The following is a 20,036-nucleotide window of genomic DNA, read 5'->3' on the forward strand; positions in this document are numbered from 1 at the left end:
CATTGACCTGGGCATTACGGCCGCGAGCCGGGTTTGCGGACACGACTGCAACGTCATAGCACACAGCACCTCCACAGCCAGGGATCTCTAGGCCGCACAGCTTACTGAATATGATTTTCATTATCGACCTCGGGGTCCCAAGTGCCGGGCACCATGGGCACTACCGGTCCATCACCGAACCGGTCGCCGGCCAGTGTGGCCAGCCCGGACGCCTCGCCTACATCGTCTCGGCGCGCCGTTCCAGCGAGACCCACCGTGTCGGCACCTCGGTCCGACACCGCCACAGCGGGATCGGCATTCATATCAGAATCCAGGCTCAGGAATTCATGGCGGTACCCCAGGTCGTGCAACGCCCCGCGGCGACGGCGAGGAGCGCGCTGCTTGTCACGCGCCGACCCGACAGCCGCCGTTTGGGTCGCTACCAGATCAGGCTCCGGCGCCTTGCGTTGTGCACCGGCACTCATCCCCGAGCCGAACCCGGCGCCGGGACCACCGACCAGATAAGGGTAGGCGGCACCTTCCACACCCGCGGCTGGCGGCGGTGGGACTCCGCTCGCCGCTGTCGGGGCTGGCGTAGCGGCCAGCGCCGACGCTGAGGCCGGGCCGGGAGGCGCCGACGCCGGCGCCCCCGCGACCAGTGAACTCCCGACGGCGTGCTGGCGGGGTTCGGGGGCGGCAGCGATCTGAGCCGGTGCTGCCGGGACTATCCCGTGCTGAACTCCAGCCAGCCCGGTTAGCCCCGCGGTGCCGCTCGCCAACCCGAGGTTGGTGGCCGGTAGGGCGAGCGTGAGGGCCTGCAATTGCGGGCTGAACGTATTGATCGCTTCACCCAGGTGCTCGACCTCGTCGGCTACAAGCAGGGGGATGTGTGACTGCAACTGCTCGATCGCCCCGATTGGATTCTCCGGAAATTCCGCCAGGTCTCTACCTACGGTTTGGAAAATCTCAGTGAATCGGTTTACCCACCAACTCAATTGCGTCGGATCGCCGCTGTCGTCGTCGATGATTCCCCCGTCACTATCACTGCCGCCACCATCGCCGTCATAGTCACCGTGGTCGACGTGGTCGGCGTGGGCTGTCTCGATTTCCGGTGCCGCGTCGGCGCGCGGCGCTGACGCCACCGCCGTCGAAGAGACCGCCTGATAGGTGGCCATGGTGGTGGCCGCCTGGACCCACATCCGGACATAATCGGCCTCGTTGAGCGCGATAGGGATGGTGTTGATCCCAAAGAGGTTCGTCGCGACCAAAGCCGCATGGATCGCATGGTTGGCGGCTAGCTCCGCCAAGGTCGGCATCGCCGCCAAGGCCGAGCTGAAGGCCGCCGCAGCAATCTCGTGCTGGGAAGCCACCTCCGCGCTATTTGCGCTCGCCCGGATCAGCCACGCCAGGTAGGGCACGTGTGAGGCCACATATCGCGCGGCGGTTGGCCCGTCCCATGCCCCGGCTTGCACCGCCGCCAATATTCCGCCGAGTTCGTCTGCCACCGAGGCGTATGCGGCACTCAGCGAACCCCAGCCATCCGCCGCGGCCAACAAACCGCCGGGCCCCGGACCGCTGCTGAGCTGGGCCGAGTGGATCTCCGGAGGCATAGCCATCCACACCGGCGCGGTCATACGCGTCGTGCCTCGCTAGTGGGCGACGCACCCAGCACGTAACTAGTAGTCGGGCTCCGCCGGCAAAAGTTCCGGGCCGACGCAGACTATATTCAAATGTCTCTCAAATATGGCCCTACTGCGCCGTCTTGGTGGCACTGACGAGCGTGTTCCGAGCAAACATCGGGGCCGCCTCGGATTCAGGCCCGGGTATCGGCCGTCCGACCTCGCGGAGAAAGTCGTTCAACGGCGTGCCGACCGCCATCCAGCCTCGCCGACCAAACCACTCAGTGGCTGGCGCGCATTGCTCGTTGTAGACCAGTTGGAAAAACAGGCCCTGGGAGCCTTCGGCGACGGCGGCACGTTCCTCGTCGACTTTGGCGGCAAATTCGTCCGCAGGAAGCGGAGCACCGTCCTCAACCGCGACGTGGCTGCCGGGGCTGGCGAGGGCGTCGATGCCCGTGAACAGTTGTTCCTGAGCGCTTGCCGGCAGATAGATCAATAGGCCCTCGGCAATCCAAGCCGAGGGCTGGCCGGAATCAAAACCCTCGTCTCGCAATGCTTGTGACCAATCGTCGCGGAGATCGACGGCGATCTCGCGACGCTCGGCGCGCGGTTGGGTGCCATGGCCGCTGAGGGCCTCGCGCTTGAAATCGAGAACCTGCGGCCGGTCCAACTCGAAAACGGTGGTCCGGTCCGGCCACGGCAGCCGATAGGCGCGCGAGTCCAGTCCCGCCGCCAGGATGACAACCTGACGGGTGCCGGCATCGGCGGCCCGACGGAAGTATGAGTCGAAGTACCTGGTGCGGGCACCCTGGAAGTTGACGAAATGCTTGCCGAAATCGTCGGTCAGCAGCTGGTGGTCGGGAGCGTTGCCGTCCAGCACATCAGCCCAGGAACCGCCGACGGCTCGGCAGAACAGCTCCGCATACGGGTCGACGGCCAGCGGGTCGGGTTTTTGGGCTTCCAACGCCCGCGCGGTCGCTACGAAGAGCGCCGTCGATCCGACACTCGTTGTGATGTCCCAGGTGTCACCTTCACTACGCACCCAAACGACACTACGCCGGGTGCTCGCCGGTCTCGTCCGGGTTCCACGTGCCCGGGATCATCGGCAGCGTTGGGCCGCTACCGAACTCGTCACCGGCCAGTGTGGTCAAGCCCGCGGCTGCGCCGCTCGTTTCCTTGTGTGCCGTGCCCGCGAAGCCCAGATTTCTGACACCCTGATCGGAGGCCGACACATCTGGCTCACTGCCCCGCGGCACGCCCCAGTCGGGGTCAACGTCGACGTTCATATCCATAAACTCGTCGCCGTAGCCCCGCCGCGTGGCGCGGCGTCGCCGCCGCGCCCGTGCTTGCTCTCGTGCGGCGGCCGCGGCCGCCAGTGCGGCGCTATCGGGCTCCGGCGCTTTCTTCTTAGCGCTGGCACTTGCGCTGGAGCCCATACCCGAGCCCAATCCGATGCCGGGAGGACCGACGGCGTACGGGTAGCCGAAGCCCGCGACGCTGCTGACGGTCGTCGGCGGCGGTGTCGGCGCACTGGCGACAGCGCTCGCCGCGGGCGCGGGCGCGGGAGCCACCGTCGACACGGGCGCGGCCGGTGCTGCGGCAATCGGTGCCATCGCGACCGCCGGCAACATTGCGGGCGGGGCCGCTGGCGGCGCCACCGCGGGGATTGCCGCGGGGTGAATGCCCGCCAGACCCGCCAGCCCCGCGAAGCCGGTCACCGCTCCCAAGTTGGAGATGGCCGAGCCGAGTGCGACCGCAAGCAATTGCGGGGACTGGCTTAGCGCTTGAACGATCTGCAGTAGGTGTGTCGGGTAGTCGAACAACAGAAGTTCAAAATAGGCCTGGAAAGCCTCCACCGGATTTGTAAACAGTTCCTGGACAAATGTTTCAAAGTCCTGACTGAATTCGAGGGCACGAACAACCCACCAGATCGGCTCGGCCGCGTTCGTATAGTCCTCGAAGGGGATCCCATTCATTGTGCCTTCGGCGGGATCCCAGATCAGGCGGCCACCACTGATGATGCGCAACAGCTCCGCAACGAGGTAATCGATTGGGGTCGGGTTGCCCCCATGTTCGTGGTCATGGTCGTCCTCGTGGTCGTCGTCGGCCGCTTCGGCTGTCACGATCTGAGGCGCAGGGGTGGTCTGTGGTGTCGACCCCACCGCCGCGCCGGAGGCCGCTTCGTAGGTCGCCATCGTGGTCGCGGCCTGAATCCACATCCGCACGTAGTCGGCCTCGTTAATCGCAATCGGAATCGTGTTGATGCCAAAGAAATTCGTCGCCACCAACACCCCGTGGATGATGTGGTTCGCCGCCAGCTCGGGCAATGTTGGCATGGCCGCCAGCGCCGCGCTGTAGGCCGCGGCCACGGCCTCGTGCCGCGCCGCCGCCTCCGCGCTGGCCGAGCTGGCGTGCATCAACCACGCCAGATATGGCGCGTGGGCGGCCACGTACTGCTCGGCACTGGGCCCCCCCCGGGCCCCTCCGCACTGGGCCCCTCCCAGGCCCCTCCCTGCACCGCACCCAGCAGCGCGATGAGTTCGTCCGCCACCGCGGCGTACTCAGTGTTTAACGACGACCACGCAGCCCCGGCCGACAGCAGCGACCCGGGCCCCGGGCCACTGCTGAGCAACGCCGAATGCACCTCAGGCGGCGACGCCATCCACACCGACGTCATACAACGCAACTCCTCCGCTGGCGATTCGCTAGCTTCGGAGCTTACTGAACGTGAAAACCATTTTCAATATTGCACGTTGCGGCTAGACCAATGGGCGACCCGTCCTGATCCGTCGGTCCAAATCCCAAAGCATGAAGTTGAACGGGAACTGCCGGACAATCCGCGGCAGCAGGCGATTCACCGTGCGAAACACCACCATCAGCCGGTCGAAGCGCCGTTGTTTGGTCGCGTCCCACGGCAACCCCATCTCGTCGCGAAACCGTTGCGGCAGAAAGCCCGTGGTGATCAGGAGATTAAAACTCTCCGATCGGTTGCGTAGCCATTGCGGCAGACGCACACCCCGAATTCGGGACACGGCGATGGGATACAGGTATTCGCGGACGGCGTCGTCGATGTGCACCTTCTCCAGCGACTCCCGCCAATACCGGTCGAACGCCGCCCGATCCGGCGGCCACATCTCCGGCGGCACCTGCAGCGTGGTGCCTATCGACATGCCCTCGCGGTAAAGACGCTCGGCGTCCTCCTCGGGTATCTCGCCGACGAAGGTGCGGTAGATATCGACGCCGCCCTTATAGATGCAGGCCGCCACCCACAGCTGCAGCTCGGGATCAAACGCGTTGTACGCCACCGGGCTATCGGGCGTCGAGTACACCTGCGCGTGCACTCGGTCCACGGCACGGCGGAAGGCCGCCTTCTGGGCATCGGTACCGGCAGCCGCCACCGCGATGTAGGTAAAGGTGGTGCGCGCCCGCTTAATGGGATGACGGTCAATGCGGCCGCTCTCCACGCGACTTTCCATCACGCCATGGCCAACGCCGGGACGCGCCAACTCCATGATCACGTTGGCCGGACCGGCAAGCAGCGCCACGCCCATCAGCTCGCCGTCACTGCCAACCGGTAGCCGGCGCCTGACCCGCTGCGGACGAGCCGGGTCGGAGATCGGGCGCTCGACATGAGGAAGGCGCGAGCGGATCGTCTCGTCAATTGCCATCGTTGGACTCCCCCAGCACCGGTTCAGCGCTCGCCGGCTAATTGTGAGAACACTTGTTTCCTGATTCTGGCGGTATCCTGCTCTGGTGTCAAGGTGGTGGCATGAGTCCTAGCGAAACCCGCAGCGTGCGTCGGTACCGCGGCGTCGAGGCCGCCGAGCGGCTGGCCGAGCGTCGCGGCCGGCTGCTAGCCGCCGGCCTGGACCTGTTGGGGTCTGACCGGCCCGACCTCTCCGAGCTAACCGTCCGCGGGATTTGCCGCCACGCCGGCCTGGCTTCCCGCTACTTCTACGAAAGCTTCACCGACAAGGACGAATTCGTCAGCGGCGTCTTCGATTGGGTGGTGGCCGAGCTGGCCGCTACCACGCAGGCGGCCGTGGCGGCGGTCCCGGCGCACGAGCAAAGCCGCGCCGGAATGGCCAACGTCGTGCGTACCATCGCCGGCGACGTCCGCATCGGACGCCTGCTATTCAGCACACAGCTGGCAAACCCGGTTATCGTGCGCAAGCGCGCGGAATCCAGCGGACTGTTCGCCATGTTGTCCGGCCAATATGCCGTCGACGTATTGCGGGCACCGGCAAACGACCGCATCAAGGCGGCCGCCCACTTCGCGGTCGGCGGCGTAGGGCAGACCATCAGCGCCTGGCTGGCCGGGGATGTGCGCATGGAACCAGAGCAGCTCGTCGATCTACTGGCGTCGCTGCTCGACGAACTCACCGACCCAAGCCTGTACGGCTCGCGCATCACGGCAGCAGCGGGATCTGCCACAGCCGCATACCCGGATGCAGCAGCCACAGGCGCATCAGGGTGATGCGCAAGATGCGCTGCGCGCCGGTGATCATCAGCAACGCCAACGGCACCTCGACCAGCAGCGCTGAGCTCACCGACAACCAAAAGTCATTGGGCCCGGCGGTCATCAGGTCAAACCAAGCGTCGCAGATCAGCAACACGCCGCTGGTGAATGCGGTGAGCAGCAGCAGCTGGCGGCGTAGGCATCCCAGCACGGCCGTTGCCGCCATGAATCCGACCAAGAGAAGGTCGAAGCCGACCCAGGTGGCCGTCCAGTTGTGGGCAACGTAGTCTTGCGGCAACGTCAACGCGAGGTATCCGATCCAAGGGATCAGCCCAATCGAGCCGGCGATGATGAGGCCTAGACGGAGGCGGCGCATCCGGGCGAGCGACACTGGGTCAACCAAGTCGTGCAACGGCTGCTCCAGCCGGGTAATCAGTTCTCGCCGCTGCGCTGGAGTAAGCGCCGCGATCTGCTCGTCGGTCAGAATGCCTTCGGTCACGATTCGCTTTGGGAGCTAGCGACCCGCGCCCACCGGAGGTCGTCGATCGGCCGCGGTCTTGGGTACGGCCCGAGTGTCGTCATCGGTGAATTCCTTTACCCAGCAAGCGAATTCCAAGGTTACGCCATCGGGGTCCTGGAAGTAGAACGAACGCACGTATACCCCGGGATGCACGGTCGCGGACACCTGCATTTCGCTCTCGTCATGGTTGAGCACCGGGCCGACCCGAACTCCTTTTTCTTTCAGCCGCTTCCGGTAGGCGTCGAACTTCTCGGCCGGCACGTGAAACGCCAAGTGGTTCATGGTGCTCACCGCGCTGGTGATGTCCCCGATGCCAGGAATGGCATCCGGCGACGAGATGCCCGGCACCCGGTCGGGTGCGTCGGCGAACCAGAAGAACGCGACGCAGTCGCCGTTGCCAGCGTCGAAGAAGAAGTGCTGCCCCTGCCCGCCGGGAAGGTCCAGCGATTTGATCAGGGGCATGCCGAGGATGTTGCTGTAGAAGTCCACGGTGCGCTCCATATCCGAACACACCAGGGCCACGTGGTTGATCCCACTTAGCTCGAACTCGTTGTTGGTGTTGTGCGGCTTGATCATTCGTTGACTCCCATCGATCCCAGGTACTGGCCAGGATCTGAATCTGAATCTAACATCAGATTCAGTTTTGTTCCAGGAGGTGCAATGTGTCGACCGCATCCGAGTGCCCTACCCATCGCGGCCGGCGGACGCAGGCCGCGATCGATATCGCAGCGCGAACCGTCATCGCGCGCAAGGGCATCCTGGCGACCACCATCGCCGACATCACCGCCGAGGCCGGCCGCTCGGCGGCATCCTTTTACAACTACTACGACTCCAAAGAGGCGATGGTCCGCCAGTGGGCGTTGCGCTTTCGCAATGAGGCCAACCAGCGCGCGCTTTCGGTTACCAGGCACGGCCTGTCCAATCGCGAACGAGCGTATGAGGCCGCGGCCGCGCACTGGCACACCTACCGCCACCGCCTCGCGGAGGTGATCAGCGTGTCGCAGTTGGCCATGGTCAACGACGACTTTGCACGACATTGGGCCGAAATGTGCTCGGGTCCAATTTCTTTCATCGCCGATACGGTTCGACGCGCCCAAGCGCAGGGCTACTGCCCTGGCGACAACCCGCAGCTGATCGCCGAAGCGATCGTGGCGATGTTCAACCAGTTCTGCTACATCCAGCTCAGCGGGGGACGCGAGCCAGACGACCAGGCCTGCATCCAGACACTGGCCAACATCTACTACCGGGCCATCTACAACGAGGAGGACCGCTCAAATTGACTGGTCATGCTGCAGCGCCTGGGGTTGCTCGAGAGTTTGTCGGGCTGCCTTCGCCAACGGCCGGGCGCGCCGGTGCCGGCGGGCACCCTTGCCAGGGGCTCTACCATCATGGCGCCGGACGCAAACCGAAGGTAGCGATGATCGCCACCCACTACCAGATCGACTTTTCTGAGCACTATCTCGCCGACTACATTGCCATCCGCGGCGTCGGTTTTCTTGGCTGGAATACCAGATTTCGCGGATTCGAAAGCAGCTTCCTGCTCGACCACGCACTGGTCGACATCGGTGTTGGGGTCCGCTGGCTGCGTGAGGTTCAAGGTGTAGAAACGATTGTGCTGCTGGGTAATTCGGGAGGCGGTTCATTGATGGCCGCTTATCAGTCGCGGGCCGTCGCCCCGAACGTGACCCCCTTGGAAGGCATGCGGCCCGCCGCTGGCGTGACGGAGTTGCTCGCCGCCGACGGATATGTCGTCACCGCCGCTCATCCGGGGCGCCCGGACGTACTCACCTCCTGGATGGACGCCGCCGTTGTCGACGAAAACGACCCGCTGGCAACCGATCCCGACCTTGACCTGTTCAACGAGACAAACGGACCGCCGTACTCATCGGAGTTCGTCGGCCGCTACCGCACCGCTCAGGTCGCGCGCAACCACGCCATCACGGACTGGGCCGCAGCTGAGCTCAAACGCGTTCGCGCTGCTGGCTTTTCGGACCGCCCATTCAGCGTGATGCGCACCTGGGCCGATCCGCGCATGGTCGACGCCAGCATCGAACCGACCAAGCGGGCGCCCAACCAGTGCTATGCCGGAACGCCTGCCAAGGCGAACCGATCCGCGCACGGCATCGCGGCGGCCTGCACGCTGCGCAACTGGCTGGGCATGTGGAGCCTGCGGGTCGCTCAAACCCGGGCCGAGCCGCACCTGGCCCGCATCAGCTGCCCGGCACTGGTGATCAACGCCGAGGCCGATACCGGAGTGTTCCCTTCTGACGCCCAACGGATCTACGACGGGTTAGCGAGCACCGACAAGCGGCAAGCCTCGATCGACACCGACCACTACTTCACCACGCCCGGCGCGCGCGACGAGCAGGCCGACACCATCGTCAGCTGGATAGCCGAGCGGTGGCCGTGACCCCGGTGGTTAACCAACCGGCCGGTTGTTAGCTTGGGTGTGAACCGAGCAGTAGCAAGGGAAGGCGACCAATGCCGATCGCGATTACCCCTGAACATCAAGACCTCGCCGATTCGGTGCGATCCCTGGTGGCGCGGGTAGCGCCGTCCGAGGTATTGCACGAGGCGATGGAGACGCAGGTCACTAACCCACCGCCGTACTGGCAGGCGGCGGCCGAGCAAGGCCTGCAGGGCGTGCATCTGGCCGAGTCCGTCGGCGGACAAGGATTCGGCATTCTTGAACTGGCCGTGGTGCTGGCCGAATTCGGCTACGGCGCGGTACCCGGGCCGTTCGTGCCGTCGGCGATCGCCAGCGCGCTGATCTCCGCGCATGACGCCGACGCCAAAGTGCTCGCCGAACTGGCGTCCGGGTCGGCCATCGCCGCCTACGCGCTGGATTCCGGGCTGACCGCGACCCGGCATGGCCCAAGGGAAGAAGCACTGGTGATCCGCGGAGAGGTCCGCGCCGTTCCCGCGGCGGCTCAGGCATCCGTGCTGGTGCTGCCGGTGGCCATCGACAGCGGCGAGGAGTGGGTTGTGCTGCGGGCCGACCAGCTCGAGATCGAGCCGATCGCCAGCCTGGATCCACTGCGGCCGATCGCTCACGTTCGGGCCAATGCCGTCGAGGTCGGCGACGACGCCGTATTGACCAACCTGAGCATGACAACCGCCCACGCCCTGATGTTCACCCTGCTGTCGGCCGAGGCCGTCGGCGTGGCGCGCTGGGCGACCGACACCGCGTCGGCATACGCGAAGATCCGCGAACAGTTCGGCAGGCCGATCGGCCAGTTCCAGGCGATCAAGCACAAGTGCGCGGAGATGATCGCCGACACCGAGCGCGCCACCGCTGCGGTATGGGACGCCGCGCGCGCGATCGACGAGGCCAGCGCCGATGTCGAGTTCGCCGCAGCTGTGGCGGCGACGCTGGCGCCGACCGCCGCCCAGCGATGCGTGCAGGACTGCATTCAGGTACATGGCGGCATCGGTTTCACCTGGGAACACGACACGAACGTCTACTACCGACGGGCGCTGCTGCTGGCCGCGTGCTTCGGCCGCGCCTCCGAGCACCCACAGCGCGTGGTGGACACCGCCACGAGCACCGGCATGCGCGCGGTGGACATCGACCTGGACCCAGAGAGCGAGAAGCTGCGGGCCGAGATTCGGGCCGAGGTGGCCGCGCTGAAGGCGATTCCGCGCGAACAGCGCAAGGTCGCCATCGCCGAAGGGGGTTGGGTGCTGCCCTATCTACCCAAGCCCTGGGGGCGCGCGGCCAGCCCGGTCGAGCAGATCATCATCGCCCAGGAGTTCACCACCGGGCGCGTCAAGCGGCCGCAGATCGCGATCGCGGCATGGATCGTGCCGTCGATAGTGGCGTTCGGTACCGAGGAACAGAAACAGCGCTTCCTGCCGCCGACCTTTCGTGGCGACATCTTCTGGTGCCAACTGTTCTCCGAGCCGGGCGCCGGCTCCGACCTGGCAGGGCTGACCACGAAGGCGACCCGAGTTGATGGGGGTTGGCGCATCACCGGCCAGAAGATCTGGACGACGGCGGCGCAGTACTCCCAATGGGGTGCACTGCTGGCGCGAACCGACCCGAGCGCTCCGAAACACAACGGCATCACGTACTTCCTGCTCGACATGAAAAGCGCAGGCGTACAGGTAAAGCCGCTGCGTGAGCTAACCGGTCACGAGATGTTCAACACGGTCTACATCGACGACGTGTTCGTCCCTGACGAGTACGTGCTCGGCGAGGTGAACCGGGGCTGGGAGGTCAGCCGCAACACCCTGACGGCCGAACGCGTATCGATCGGTAGCAGCGACTCGAACTTCCTCGCCACCCTGCCCGAGTTCGTCGAGTTCGTTCGGGACGGCCAGTTCGACCAGGTCGCGCAACATCGCGCCGGCCATTTGATAGCCGAGGGGCACGCCGCGAAATTGCTCAACCTGCGCTCCACGCTGCTGACGCTGGCCGGTGGTCCAAAAGATCGGGCGATGCCGTCGGCAGCGATCTCAAAGCTTTTGTCGATGCGCACCGGCCAGGGTTACGCCGAGTTCGCAGTGTCCTCGTTCGGCACCGACGCCGCGATCGGTGACACCGACCAATTGCCGGGCAAGTGGGGCGAGTACCTGCTGGCCAGCCGCGCCACCACCATCTACGGCGGCACGTCAGAGGTGCAGCTGAACATCATCGCCGAACGGCTACTGGGCCTGCCGCGCGATCCCTAGCCGCAGGCCGCGCATCAGCTCAGCGTCCATGGCCCCCGTGGCCGCCATGCCACCCAGGGCCACCATGCCAACCGGGCCCGCCGTGCCAACCTGGGCCACCATGCCATCCGGGGCCACCATGCCATCCGGGCCACTTCGGCCAGTTGGGCCAATTGGGCCAATTGGGCCACTTCGGCCCCCAGGGACCCCACCAGTCGTCCATTGCGGCGACTCGCCCGAGGTCGGCCGGGTGCTGTGGATCGGTCGGGAGCACGGCGGGGACGACCGGCGCGCCAGTAGGCGTCTCGGTCGCTGCGACCCCCGGCGCCGGCGTAGGCGGCTGGGCAGCCTGCGCCACAGGGACGGCGCCGAACAGGGCCGCTCCCGTCAGCACGCCGGCGCTCACCGCAGCAGCTGCCGCGCTACGAACCGAAGACAGTGAAATCAACATGTGCCAGCTCCCTTCCACGATGTTGAAACCGACTCGAAAGCAATGGTCACTAATTCCAATAATCCTCTATCCAAGAATAGCATTCATAGCTACTAGAGTAGCCCCTTTAATCCGTCTAGTAATGCGCGATATATGCGCACAATAATTCTAGGCAGATCAAAAACCAGGAGATACTGCATTCAGTAGCTGCGTGTCTCAGTATTACGACGATAAAGCGCATATACTGCTGTACTGATATACAAATTTGCGTATGTCAGTACGCTCTGATTACAGTATGCAGTCAACGCCAAACTTTATGATCAGCAGATGCTATTTGCGCATGTACAGCAAATTGCCGAGCGCTAGTCGACGTCGATCTCGCGAAGCTCGCGCTTCAGGATCTTGCCGGTAGGGTTACGCGGCAGCTCGTCGAGGAAAATCACTTCCCGCGGCACCTTGTAGCGGGCCAGGTGATCGCGCACGTACTGCTTAACCGTGTCCTCATCGATGCTGGCGCCCTTCTTCTTGACCACGAATGCCCGCAGCCGGGCACCCCACTCCTTGTCGTCAACACCGATCGCGGTGGCCTCGACCACGTCGGGATGCCCGCTGATCAGGTCCTCGACCTCGGCCGGGAACACATTCTCACCGCCGGAGACGATCATCTCGTCGTCGCGGCCACTGACGTATAGCAGGCCGTGCTCATCGAAGTAGCCGACATCACCCGACGACATCAGCCCGTCGATGATCTGCTTGTGACCACCGCCGGTATAGCCCTCGAACGGGAAGGCGTTGCCGACGAAGATCCGGCCGACCTCCCCTTGCGGGAGCTCCTTGCCGTTGTCGTCGAGGATCTTGACTTTGACACCTTTGACGACCGGTCCGACCGTCGCGGCGTTGAGCTGCAGGTCTTTGGGCCCGGCGATGGTGGCGAAGGCGATCTCGGTCGAGCCGTACATGTTGTAGACGACCGGGCCTATATCTTTGAGCGCGCGGGTAGCCAGCTCGGCGCCCAATTGCGATCCGGATACAAACACGATCTTCAGGCTGGACAGATCGGGCTTCTTCTTCATCTTCTCGACCGCGTCGAGGATTCGCGACAGCATCACCGGCACCACCACTATGGAGGTCGCCTTGTGCTTCTCGATGTCTTCAATCACCAGCGGCGGCTTGAACCTGCGCCGCAGCACCAGCGTCGAACCCAGGAAGATCGCGAGCGTGGCATGCAGATAACCCAGTGCGTGGAACATCGGCGACGGCAGCGACGTCACCTCGCCGGCCTTGAACGGAACGTGCGACAGGATTCCGCCGATCGGCGCCAGCGTCGGCGGGGTGCTGCGGTTAGCACCCTTCGGCGTGCCGGTCGTGCCGCTGGTCAGGATGATGATCGACGCGTGCTTGCTGGCTTTCGGGGCGGGTGCGCTACTGCTGCGCGCGATCAGCTCGGCCAGCGTTTCATCGGTACTGCCGGACGGCTGGTCGGCGTCGGGGTTGACGCCAAGCGCCCGCAGCTTACCCAGCTTCGGCTCGGCTTTGCTGACGGCGTCGGTGTACTCATCGTCGTAGATGATCACCTTGGCGCCCTCGCGCTCGGCGACCTCTTTGATTTGCGGGCCGGAGAATTCGCTGTTGAGCAAGATGATGCGGGCGCCAACCCGGGCGGCGCCATAGTTGGCGATGATGAACCAGCGGTGGTTACGTGCCAGGATGGCGACGCCGTCGCCGCCGCGAACGCCCTTGGCAAGAAGGCCATTGGCCAACGCGTGGGCGGCGTCGTCGAACTCCTTGTAGGTGAGCGTGCCCTCTTCATCGATGAGAGCCAAGCCGTCGGGGTTGCGCCTGGCGTTGTGCGCCGGCAGCATGCCGAACTCGCCCCACTTGCGCATATCGGCTGCCATCGCGGCGTAGTTCAGCGGCGGTTCCACCCCGACCGCGCCCGATTCGATGATCTTGCGCAGATAGTGCAGTTCGGCGGCGCCACGTTCGACATACTGCTGAATCTTGGCGACAGTTTGCCCGGGCAGGTCACTGAGGTTAGGCATAGCCACACAATATGTGACGGCCGTCGCAATGCGGTCAGGAAGTGTCCCCGGAATTACGATGGACTCCTATGTCCGATCCGGTGTCACTGGAGGTGGCCGGACGCGAGGTCACGGTTACCCATCCGGACAAGGTGATTTTCCCCGCCGCTCCCAATCCAGGTGGTGGCCACGGCCGGGCCGGTCGAACCAAGCTGGACCTGGTCCGGTACTACCTGTCCGTCGCCGACGGGGCGCTGCGCGGCGTATCCGGCCGGCCGATGATTTTGAAGCGCTTCGTCAAGGGCATCTCGGAAGAGGCGGTGTTTCAGAAGCGCGCACCGGAGAAACGGCCCGCTTGGGTGGACGTTGCCGAACTGCGGTACGCATCCGGCACATCGGCCAAAGAGGCCGTCATCCATGACGCGGCCGGACTGGCGTGGGTGATCAACCTGGGGTGCGTCGACCTCAATCCGCATCCGGTGCTCGCCAGCGACCTCGACCACCCCGACGAACTGCGGATCGACTTGGACCCGATGCCCGGGGTCACCTGGCAGCGGATCATCGAGGTCGCGCTGGTAGCCCGCGAGGTGCTGGAAGACTACGGGCTGGTCGCGTGGCCCAAGACCTCCGGCTCACGAGGCTTTCACGTCTATGCCCGGATCGCTCCGCGCTGGTCGTTCCGCCAGGTGCGGCTGGCCGCCCAAACCGTTGCACGTGAGGTCGAGCGGCGCCTGCCCGACGCGGCAACCAGCCGCTGGTGGAAAGAAGAACGCGAAGGGGTGTTTGTCGACTTCAATCAGAACGCCAAAGATCGCACCGTCGCATCCGCCTACTCGGTGCGCGCCACCCCGGATGCGCGAGTATCCACACCGCTGCATTGGGATGAGGTCGCCGACTGCAGTCCGGAGGCGTTCACCATCGCCACCGTGCCCTCTCGGTTCGCCGAAATGGGTGACCCCTGGGACGGGATGGATGACGCCGTCGGTGAACTTGATCGGTTGCTGACCCTCGCCGAGGAAATGGGTCCGCCTGAAAAGGCTCCCAGAGGAGCCGGCCCAAAGACCGGACGCCGCCAATCCAAGATGCCGCTCATCGAGATCGCCCGCACCAAGACCAAGGACGAGGCGATGGCGGCGCTGGACACCTGGCGCGACCGCTACCCCGCCGTGGCCGATCGGCTGCAGCCCGCCGATGTCCTCGTCGACGGCATGCGTGGGCCGAGTTCGATCTGGTACCGGATCAGGATCAATCTGCAGCACGTACCGGCCGGCGAGCGTCCGCCGCAGGAGGAGTTGATCGCCGATTACAGCCCGTGGCCGAGGTAACGCGAGCTGAGCCGCGGGGCATTGAGCACTAAACTTTCTCCGCGCCCTGAATCGTCACACGGCGTGTCCGAGCTGCGGGGCAGCGATGATGGCCTTCACTTGGAAGCTGGCAGGCGCTCTGTTCGACTCCCGCTGACGCCATCAACCCGCGCAAACGCGACATGACCGTGCTTGGCCCAGTCATGCTCACCGGCAGCGTCCACCGCTAACACCTACAGGAGCCTCCTAACGTAGCGTGAGGAGCCGGGAAAGGGAGTGCGGGTGGCTGTTGCGGGATGGCAGTTCTGGGTCGACCGGGGCGGCACGTTCACCGACATCGTGGCGCGCCGACCGGACGGACGCTTGCTTACGCACAAGCTGCTCTCGGAGAACCCGGCACGCTACCGCGACGCAGCGGTGGCCGGAATCCGTCAGCTGCTCGGAACCGCCGAGGGCGTGCCCGGTTCGGTCGCACAAGTCAACGCGGTGCGGATGGGCACCACCGTCGCAACCAACGCCCTGCTGGAGCGTAAGGGTGAGCGCACGCTGCTGGTGATAACCCGCGGTTTCCACGACGCGCTGCGCATCGCCTACCAGAATCGGCCACGCATCTTCGACCGACACATCGTGCTGCCCGAGATGCTGTACGAGCGCGTCGTCGAGGTCGACGAGCGGATCACCGCCGACGGCACAGTGCTGCGGGGAGCCGATCTCAAGGCACTGGGCGCGCAACTGCGGCAGGCCCATGCCGATGGGATCAGTTCGGTCGCGGTGGTGTGCGCGCACAGTTACCTGTACCCGACACACGAACGAGAGATCGGCGAGCTGGCCGAGCAGATCGGCTTTGCCCACATCTCGCTGTCGTCCGAGGTCAGCCCGTTGATGAAGCTGGTCCCGCGCGGGGACACCACCGTGGTCGACGCGTACTTGTCCCCGGTGCTGCGCCGCTACGTCAACCAGGTGGCAGACCAGATGCTTGGCGTGCGACTGATGTTCATGCAGTCCAACGGAGGCCTCGCCGAGGCCGGGCATTTCCGCGGCAAGGACGCTATTCTGTCCGGCCCGGCCGGCGGCATAGTCGGCATGGTGCGGATGTCAGCCCTGGCCGGATTCGATCACGTCATCGGCTTCGACATGGGCGGCACCTCCACCGACGTGTCGCATTATGCCGGCGAGTACGAGCGTGTGTTCACCGCGCAAGTGGCTGGGGTCCGGTTGCGCGCTCCCATGCTGGACATCCACACGGTGGCCGCGGGCGGCGGGTCGATCCTGCATTTCGACGGCAGCCGATACCGGGTCGGCCCGGACTCGGCGGGGGCCGACCCCGGCCCGGCTTGTTACCGCGGCGGCGGTCCACTCACCGTCACCGATGCCAACGTGATACTCGGCCGCATCCAGCCCGCGCACTTCCCGGCCGTGTTCGGTCCCGGCGGCGACCAGCCGCTGGATGCGGAGATCGTGCGGCGCCGCTTCGCCGAACTGGGTGCCGACATCCGGGCGCGCACGGGTGACGACCGGTCGCCGGAGCAGGTCGCCGAGGGGTTTCTGCGGATCGCGGTGGCGAACATGGCCAACGCGGTCAAGAAAATCTCCGTCCAAAAGGGACACGACGTGACGCGGTACGTGCTGACCACATTCGGCGGCGCCGGCGGGCAACACGCGTGCGCGGTTGCGGATGCGCTGGGTATCCGCACGGTGCTCGTCCCGCCCATGGCTGGTGTGCTTTCCGCATTGGGGATCGGTCTGGCAGACACGACCGCGATGCGCGAGCAGTCCGTCGAGATCCGGCTCGAATCCGCCGCCTTGGAGAGGTTGGCCGCCGTCGCGGATTCCCTCGAGCAGACAGCTCGTACCGAGCTGGTCGATGAGGGCATCCCGGCTGAGCGGATCCGGGTCGTTCGCCGAGTGCACCTACGCTACGACGGAACCGACACAGCGGTCCCTGTCCAACTTGCAGACCTCGACGCAATGACAGCGGCGTTCGAGGCGAGTCACCATGCGACGTATTCCTTCCTGATGGACCGTCCGCTGATCGCCGGAGCGGTCTCAGTCGAGGCAACCGGGCTCACCGAGCAACCCGACCTATCCCATCTCGGCGACCGGGGCGCCGACGACCCCGACTCACCGGAAACGGTGCGGGTCTACGCGGGCGGATCGTGGCGCGAAGCCCCGCTGCGCCATCGAGATCGGATGAAGACTGGGCATACCGTGACCGGCCCGGCCATCATCGCTGAGGCCAACGCGACCACCGTCGTCGACGACGGCTGGCAGGCCGCGATGACCCCCTACGGGCATCTGCCCGTCGAGCGGGTGGTCGCCCTCGCGCAGCTCGATGCGAGCACTCAAGCAATGAAAGCCGACCCGGTGCTGCTGGAGATCTTCAACAACCTGTTCATGTCGATCGCCGAGCAGATGGGCTTCCGATTGGAGGCCACCGCACAGTCGGTGAATATCCGTGAGCGCCTGGACTTTTCGTGCGCGTTGTTCGATCCGGACGGCAACCTCGTCGCCAACGCACCGCACATCCCGGTGCATCTCGGCTCGATGGGCACCACTGTCAAGGAGGTGATCCGCCGTCGCCACGGCACTATGAATCCCGGCGACGTCTACGCGGTCAACGACCCCTACCACGGCGGCACCCACCTGCCGGATGTCACCGTCGTGAGCCCGGTGTTCGACGACCCGGGTCAGCGGATCCTTTTTTTCGTCGCGTCCCGAGGACACCATGCCGAAATCGGCGGGATCACCCCCGGCTCCATGCCCGCCGACAGTCACCAGATCCACGAAGAGGGCGTGCTGTTCGATAACTGGCTCCTCGCGGAAGACGGGCAGTTCCGCGAAGCCGAGACCCGGCGGCTGCTCAGCGAGGCGCCGTTCCCATCCCGCAATCCCGACACCAACCTCGCCGATCTCCGTGCGCAGATCGCCGCCAACACAAAGGGCGTCGACGAGGTCGCCAAGATGATCGATCATTTCGGACTCGATGTTGTGCAGGCGTACATGCGCCACGTCCAGGACAACGCCGAGGAGGCGGTCCGCCGCGTCATCGATCGGCTCGATGATGGCGAATACCGCTACCGCATGGATTCCAGCGCCACGATCGCCATTCGCGTCGCCGTCGACCGCGCCGCCCGCAGCGCGATCATCGACTTCACCGGGACTTCGCCCCAACTGAGCACCAACTTCAACGCGCCTTCGTCGGTGGTGAACGCAGCGGTCCTCTACGTGTTCCGCACTCTGGTCGCCGACGACATCCCACTCAACGACGGTTGCCTGCGACCGTTGCGCATCGTCGTGCCGGAAGGCTCGATGCTCGCGCCGACCTACCCGGCCGCGGTTGTCGCCGGGAACGTGGAAACCTCGCAAGCAATCACCGGCGCTCTGTTCGCCGCGCTGCGTGTGCAGGCCGAGGGATCCGGGACGATGAACAACGTCACCTTCGGTAACGACCAGCACCAGTACTACGAGACCGTTGGGTCCGGCTCCGGCGCCGGCGATGGGTTCGACGGGGTGCCGGTAGTGCAGACGCACATGACGAACTCCCGGCTCACCGATCCCGAAGTGCTCGAATCGCGTTTTCCGGTGTTGCTGCAGGAGTTCGCCATTCGGCGTGGCAGCGGTGGCGCCGGGCGGTGGTGTGGCGGTGACGGAGCGGTCCGTCGGATCGAGTTCACCGCGCCCATGACCGTGAGCACGTTGTCCGGTCATCGGCGGGTTCCGCCCTACGGCATGGCCGGCGGCTCACCCGGGAAACTGGGACGCAACCGAGTGGAACGCGCCGACGGCAGCACGGTCGACCTGGCCGGGTGTGACTCGGCGGAGGTCGGACCCGGCGACACGCTGGTGATCGAAACCCCGGGCGGCGGCGGATACGGCACGCCCGTTTGACCACCATCTGGGAACGCACCGCGGCTGACGACGGCGTGCTATTTGCGCTGAGGGGTCGAGCGGCCCGTTGGTGCAGGCGCGGATCGGAAACGCGCTACTCTCACGCGGTGCAACAGCGATGGAATCGGCGGGTGTTCTTGCAGGTCGCCGCGGCTGCAGGGCTGCTCGCGGCATGCTCTAAGCCGAAGCCGGCGCCGGGCACCGCGGGCGGCGGGGCGGTCACAATCACCCACCTGTTCGGCCAGACCGTCATCAAGGAACCACCCAAGCGCGTGGTCAGCGCCGGATACACCGAACAGGACGACTTGCTCGCGCTGGGAGTGGTGCCCATCGCCGTGACCAACTGGTTCGGTGACCAGCCGTTCGCGGTGTGGCCGTGGGCCCAGCCCAAGCTCGGCACGGCGCAACCGGTAGTCCTGAACCTGGATAACGGAATTCAAATCGACCAGATCGCCGGCCTGAAACCCGACTTGATCGTGGCCATCAATGCCGGCCTCGACGCCGATACCTATCAAAAGCTTTCCGCGATCGCCCCGACCGTCGCGCAGTCGGACGGCGACGCTTTTTTTGAACCGTGGAAGGACCAGGCCACCGCGATCGGCCAGGCGGTATTCCAGGCGGACCAAATGAAGTCGCTGATCGACGCCGTCGACCGGAAATTCGCCGACATCGGTCAGCGGAATCCGCAATGGAAGGGCAAGAAGGCGCTACTGATGCAGGGCCAGCTCTGGCAAGGCACGGTAGTCGCAACCATGGCGGGCTGGCGGACCGATTTCTTGAACCAGATGGGCCTCGTCATCGCCGACAGCATCAAGCCCTTTGGCAGCGATCACCGCGCCGTCATCCCGCGCGATCACATCAAAGCGGTCCTTGATTCGGCGGACGTATTGATCGGGACCACGGAGAGTCCGGAGGAACAACAGGCATTGCTGGCCGCCCGGGGGGTCGCGGCGTCGCGGGCGACCGCGGAGAACCGCCACATCTTCACCACCAAGGACCAAGCCGGGGCGATCGCCTTCTCGTCCGTGCTGAGTTATCCCGTGGTGGCCGATCAACTACCCCCGTTGATCGCGAAGATCCTGGGGTAATTGCCGGGCTCATGAGCGTTTGCTAAGGCACCTCTGGCAGACCTCGAAAATCCTGGCCGACCCTCGGATTCCGGC

At 65.2% G+C, this 20,036-nt stretch carries 14 protein-coding genes and 1 pseudogene; 7 read left to right on the forward strand and 8 right to left on the reverse strand.

What is annotated here, in order from left to right; all coding sequences use genetic code 11:
• Nucleotides 1-101 precede the first annotated feature (101 nt).
• From MSIMFI_RS03975 to MSIMFI_RS03990, 4 genes and pseudogenes are all read right to left on the reverse strand, one after another.
• Nucleotides 102-1,613: a PPE family protein gene (locus MSIMFI_RS03975; RefSeq protein WP_191496215.1), complete on the reverse strand. Its 1,512-nt coding sequence runs from the start codon at nt 1,611-1,613 to the stop codon at nt 102-104.
• Between the two features lie 115 nt (nt 1,614-1,728).
• Nucleotides 1,729-2,640, reverse strand: coding sequence for a class I SAM-dependent methyltransferase (locus MSIMFI_RS03980; RefSeq protein ID WP_191496216.1), 912 nt, complete (start codon nt 2,638-2,640; stop codon nt 1,729-1,731).
• A gap of 10 nt (nt 2,641-2,650) precedes the next feature.
• Nucleotides 2,651-4,275 (reverse strand): annotated as a pseudogene (locus MSIMFI_RS03985) (PPE domain-containing protein).
• A gap of 82 nt (nt 4,276-4,357) precedes the next feature.
• Nucleotides 4,358-5,266 carry an oxygenase MpaB family protein gene (locus MSIMFI_RS03990; RefSeq protein ID WP_191496217.1) on the reverse strand — a complete coding sequence of 303 codons (909 nt, stop codon included), beginning with the start codon at nt 5,264-5,266 and terminating at the stop codon, nt 4,358-4,360.
• A 101-nt stretch (nt 5,267-5,367) separates the two neighbouring features.
• Here MSIMFI_RS03990 and MSIMFI_RS03995 point away from each other — a divergent pair, with 101 nt between their 5' ends.
• Complete coding sequence (locus MSIMFI_RS03995; RefSeq protein ID WP_191496218.1) at nt 5,368-6,075, forward strand: TetR/AcrR family transcriptional regulator; 708 nt, start codon at nt 5,368-5,370, stop codon at nt 6,073-6,075.
• On the opposite strand, the gene MSIMFI_RS04000 is transcribed toward MSIMFI_RS03995, so the two are convergent.
• Both MSIMFI_RS04000 and MSIMFI_RS04005 read right to left on the reverse strand, forming a co-directional pair.
• The gene (locus tag MSIMFI_RS04000; RefSeq protein ID WP_191496219.1) at nt 6,008-6,556 is read right to left on the reverse strand and encodes a hypothetical protein; all 549 of its coding nucleotides are present in this window, start codon (nt 6,554-6,556) and stop codon (nt 6,008-6,010) included. The two genes, MSIMFI_RS03995 and MSIMFI_RS04000, sit on opposite strands and share 68 nt — an antisense overlap.
• A gap of 15 nt (nt 6,557-6,571) precedes the next feature.
• Nucleotides 6,572-7,153 (reverse strand): VOC family protein, encoded by a 582-nt coding sequence (locus tag MSIMFI_RS04005; protein WP_186241286.1) that lies wholly within the window; start codon nt 7,151-7,153, stop codon nt 6,572-6,574.
• 86 nt (nt 7,154-7,239) lie between these two features.
• On the opposite strand from MSIMFI_RS04005, the gene MSIMFI_RS04010 reads away from it, so the two are divergent.
• The 3 genes from MSIMFI_RS04010 (at nt 7,240) to MSIMFI_RS04020 (ending at nt 11,251) form a co-directional block, all read left to right on the forward strand.
• Complete coding sequence (locus tag MSIMFI_RS04010; protein ID WP_191496220.1) at nt 7,240-7,857, forward strand: TetR/AcrR family transcriptional regulator; 618 nt, start codon at nt 7,240-7,242, stop codon at nt 7,855-7,857.
• On the forward strand, nt 7,854-8,987 hold the full coding sequence (locus tag MSIMFI_RS04015) for an alpha/beta fold hydrolase domain-containing protein (RefSeq protein ID WP_191496221.1): 1,134 nt from the start codon (nt 7,854-7,856) through the stop codon (nt 8,985-8,987). The genes MSIMFI_RS04010 and MSIMFI_RS04015 overlap by 4 nt, the downstream gene beginning before the upstream one ends.
• Nucleotides 8,988-9,058: 71 nt before the next feature.
• Nucleotides 9,059-11,251: an acyl-CoA dehydrogenase gene (locus tag MSIMFI_RS04020; RefSeq protein ID WP_191496222.1), complete on the forward strand. Its 2,193-nt coding sequence runs from the start codon at nt 9,059-9,061 to the stop codon at nt 11,249-11,251.
• Here MSIMFI_RS04020 and MSIMFI_RS04025 read toward each other — a convergent pair.
• Nucleotides 11,225-11,371, reverse strand: coding sequence for a hypothetical protein (locus tag MSIMFI_RS04025; RefSeq protein ID WP_191496223.1), 147 nt, complete (start codon nt 11,369-11,371; stop codon nt 11,225-11,227). The two genes, MSIMFI_RS04020 and MSIMFI_RS04025, sit on opposite strands and share 27 nt — an antisense overlap.
• 651 nt (nt 11,372-12,022) lie before the next feature.
• The gene (gene fadD2, locus MSIMFI_RS04030) at nt 12,023-13,702 is read right to left on the reverse strand and encodes a long-chain-fatty-acid--CoA ligase FadD2 (protein WP_191496224.1); all 1,680 of its coding nucleotides are present in this window, start codon (nt 13,700-13,702) and stop codon (nt 12,023-12,025) included.
• Nucleotides 13,703-13,770: 68 nt separating this feature from the next.
• Here fadD2 and MSIMFI_RS04035 point away from each other — a divergent pair, with 68 nt between their 5' ends.
• The 3 genes from MSIMFI_RS04035 (at nt 13,771) to MSIMFI_RS04045 (ending at nt 19,961) form a co-directional block, all read left to right on the forward strand.
• Entirely contained in the window at nt 13,771-15,006 is a 1,236-nt protein-coding gene (locus tag MSIMFI_RS04035) for a DNA polymerase domain-containing protein (RefSeq protein ID WP_191496225.1), read from the forward strand.
• Nucleotides 15,007-15,267: 261 nt separating this feature from the next.
• A complete protein-coding gene (locus MSIMFI_RS04040; protein WP_191496226.1) occupies nt 15,268-18,873 on the forward strand; it encodes a hydantoinase B/oxoprolinase family protein in 3,606 nt (1,201 codons plus the stop codon).
• Nucleotides 18,874-18,980: 107 nt separating this feature from the next.
• Nucleotides 18,981-19,961, forward strand: a complete 981-nt coding sequence (locus MSIMFI_RS04045) for an ABC transporter substrate-binding protein (protein WP_191496227.1) — start codon at nt 18,981-18,983, stop codon at nt 19,959-19,961.
• The last annotated feature ends 75 nt before the right edge of the window (nt 19,962-20,036 follow it).

It is taken from the genome of Mycobacterium simulans (assembly GCF_900232995.1).
Taxonomy (GTDB): Bacteria; Actinomycetota; Actinomycetes; order Mycobacteriales; family Mycobacteriaceae; genus Mycobacterium; species Mycobacterium simulans.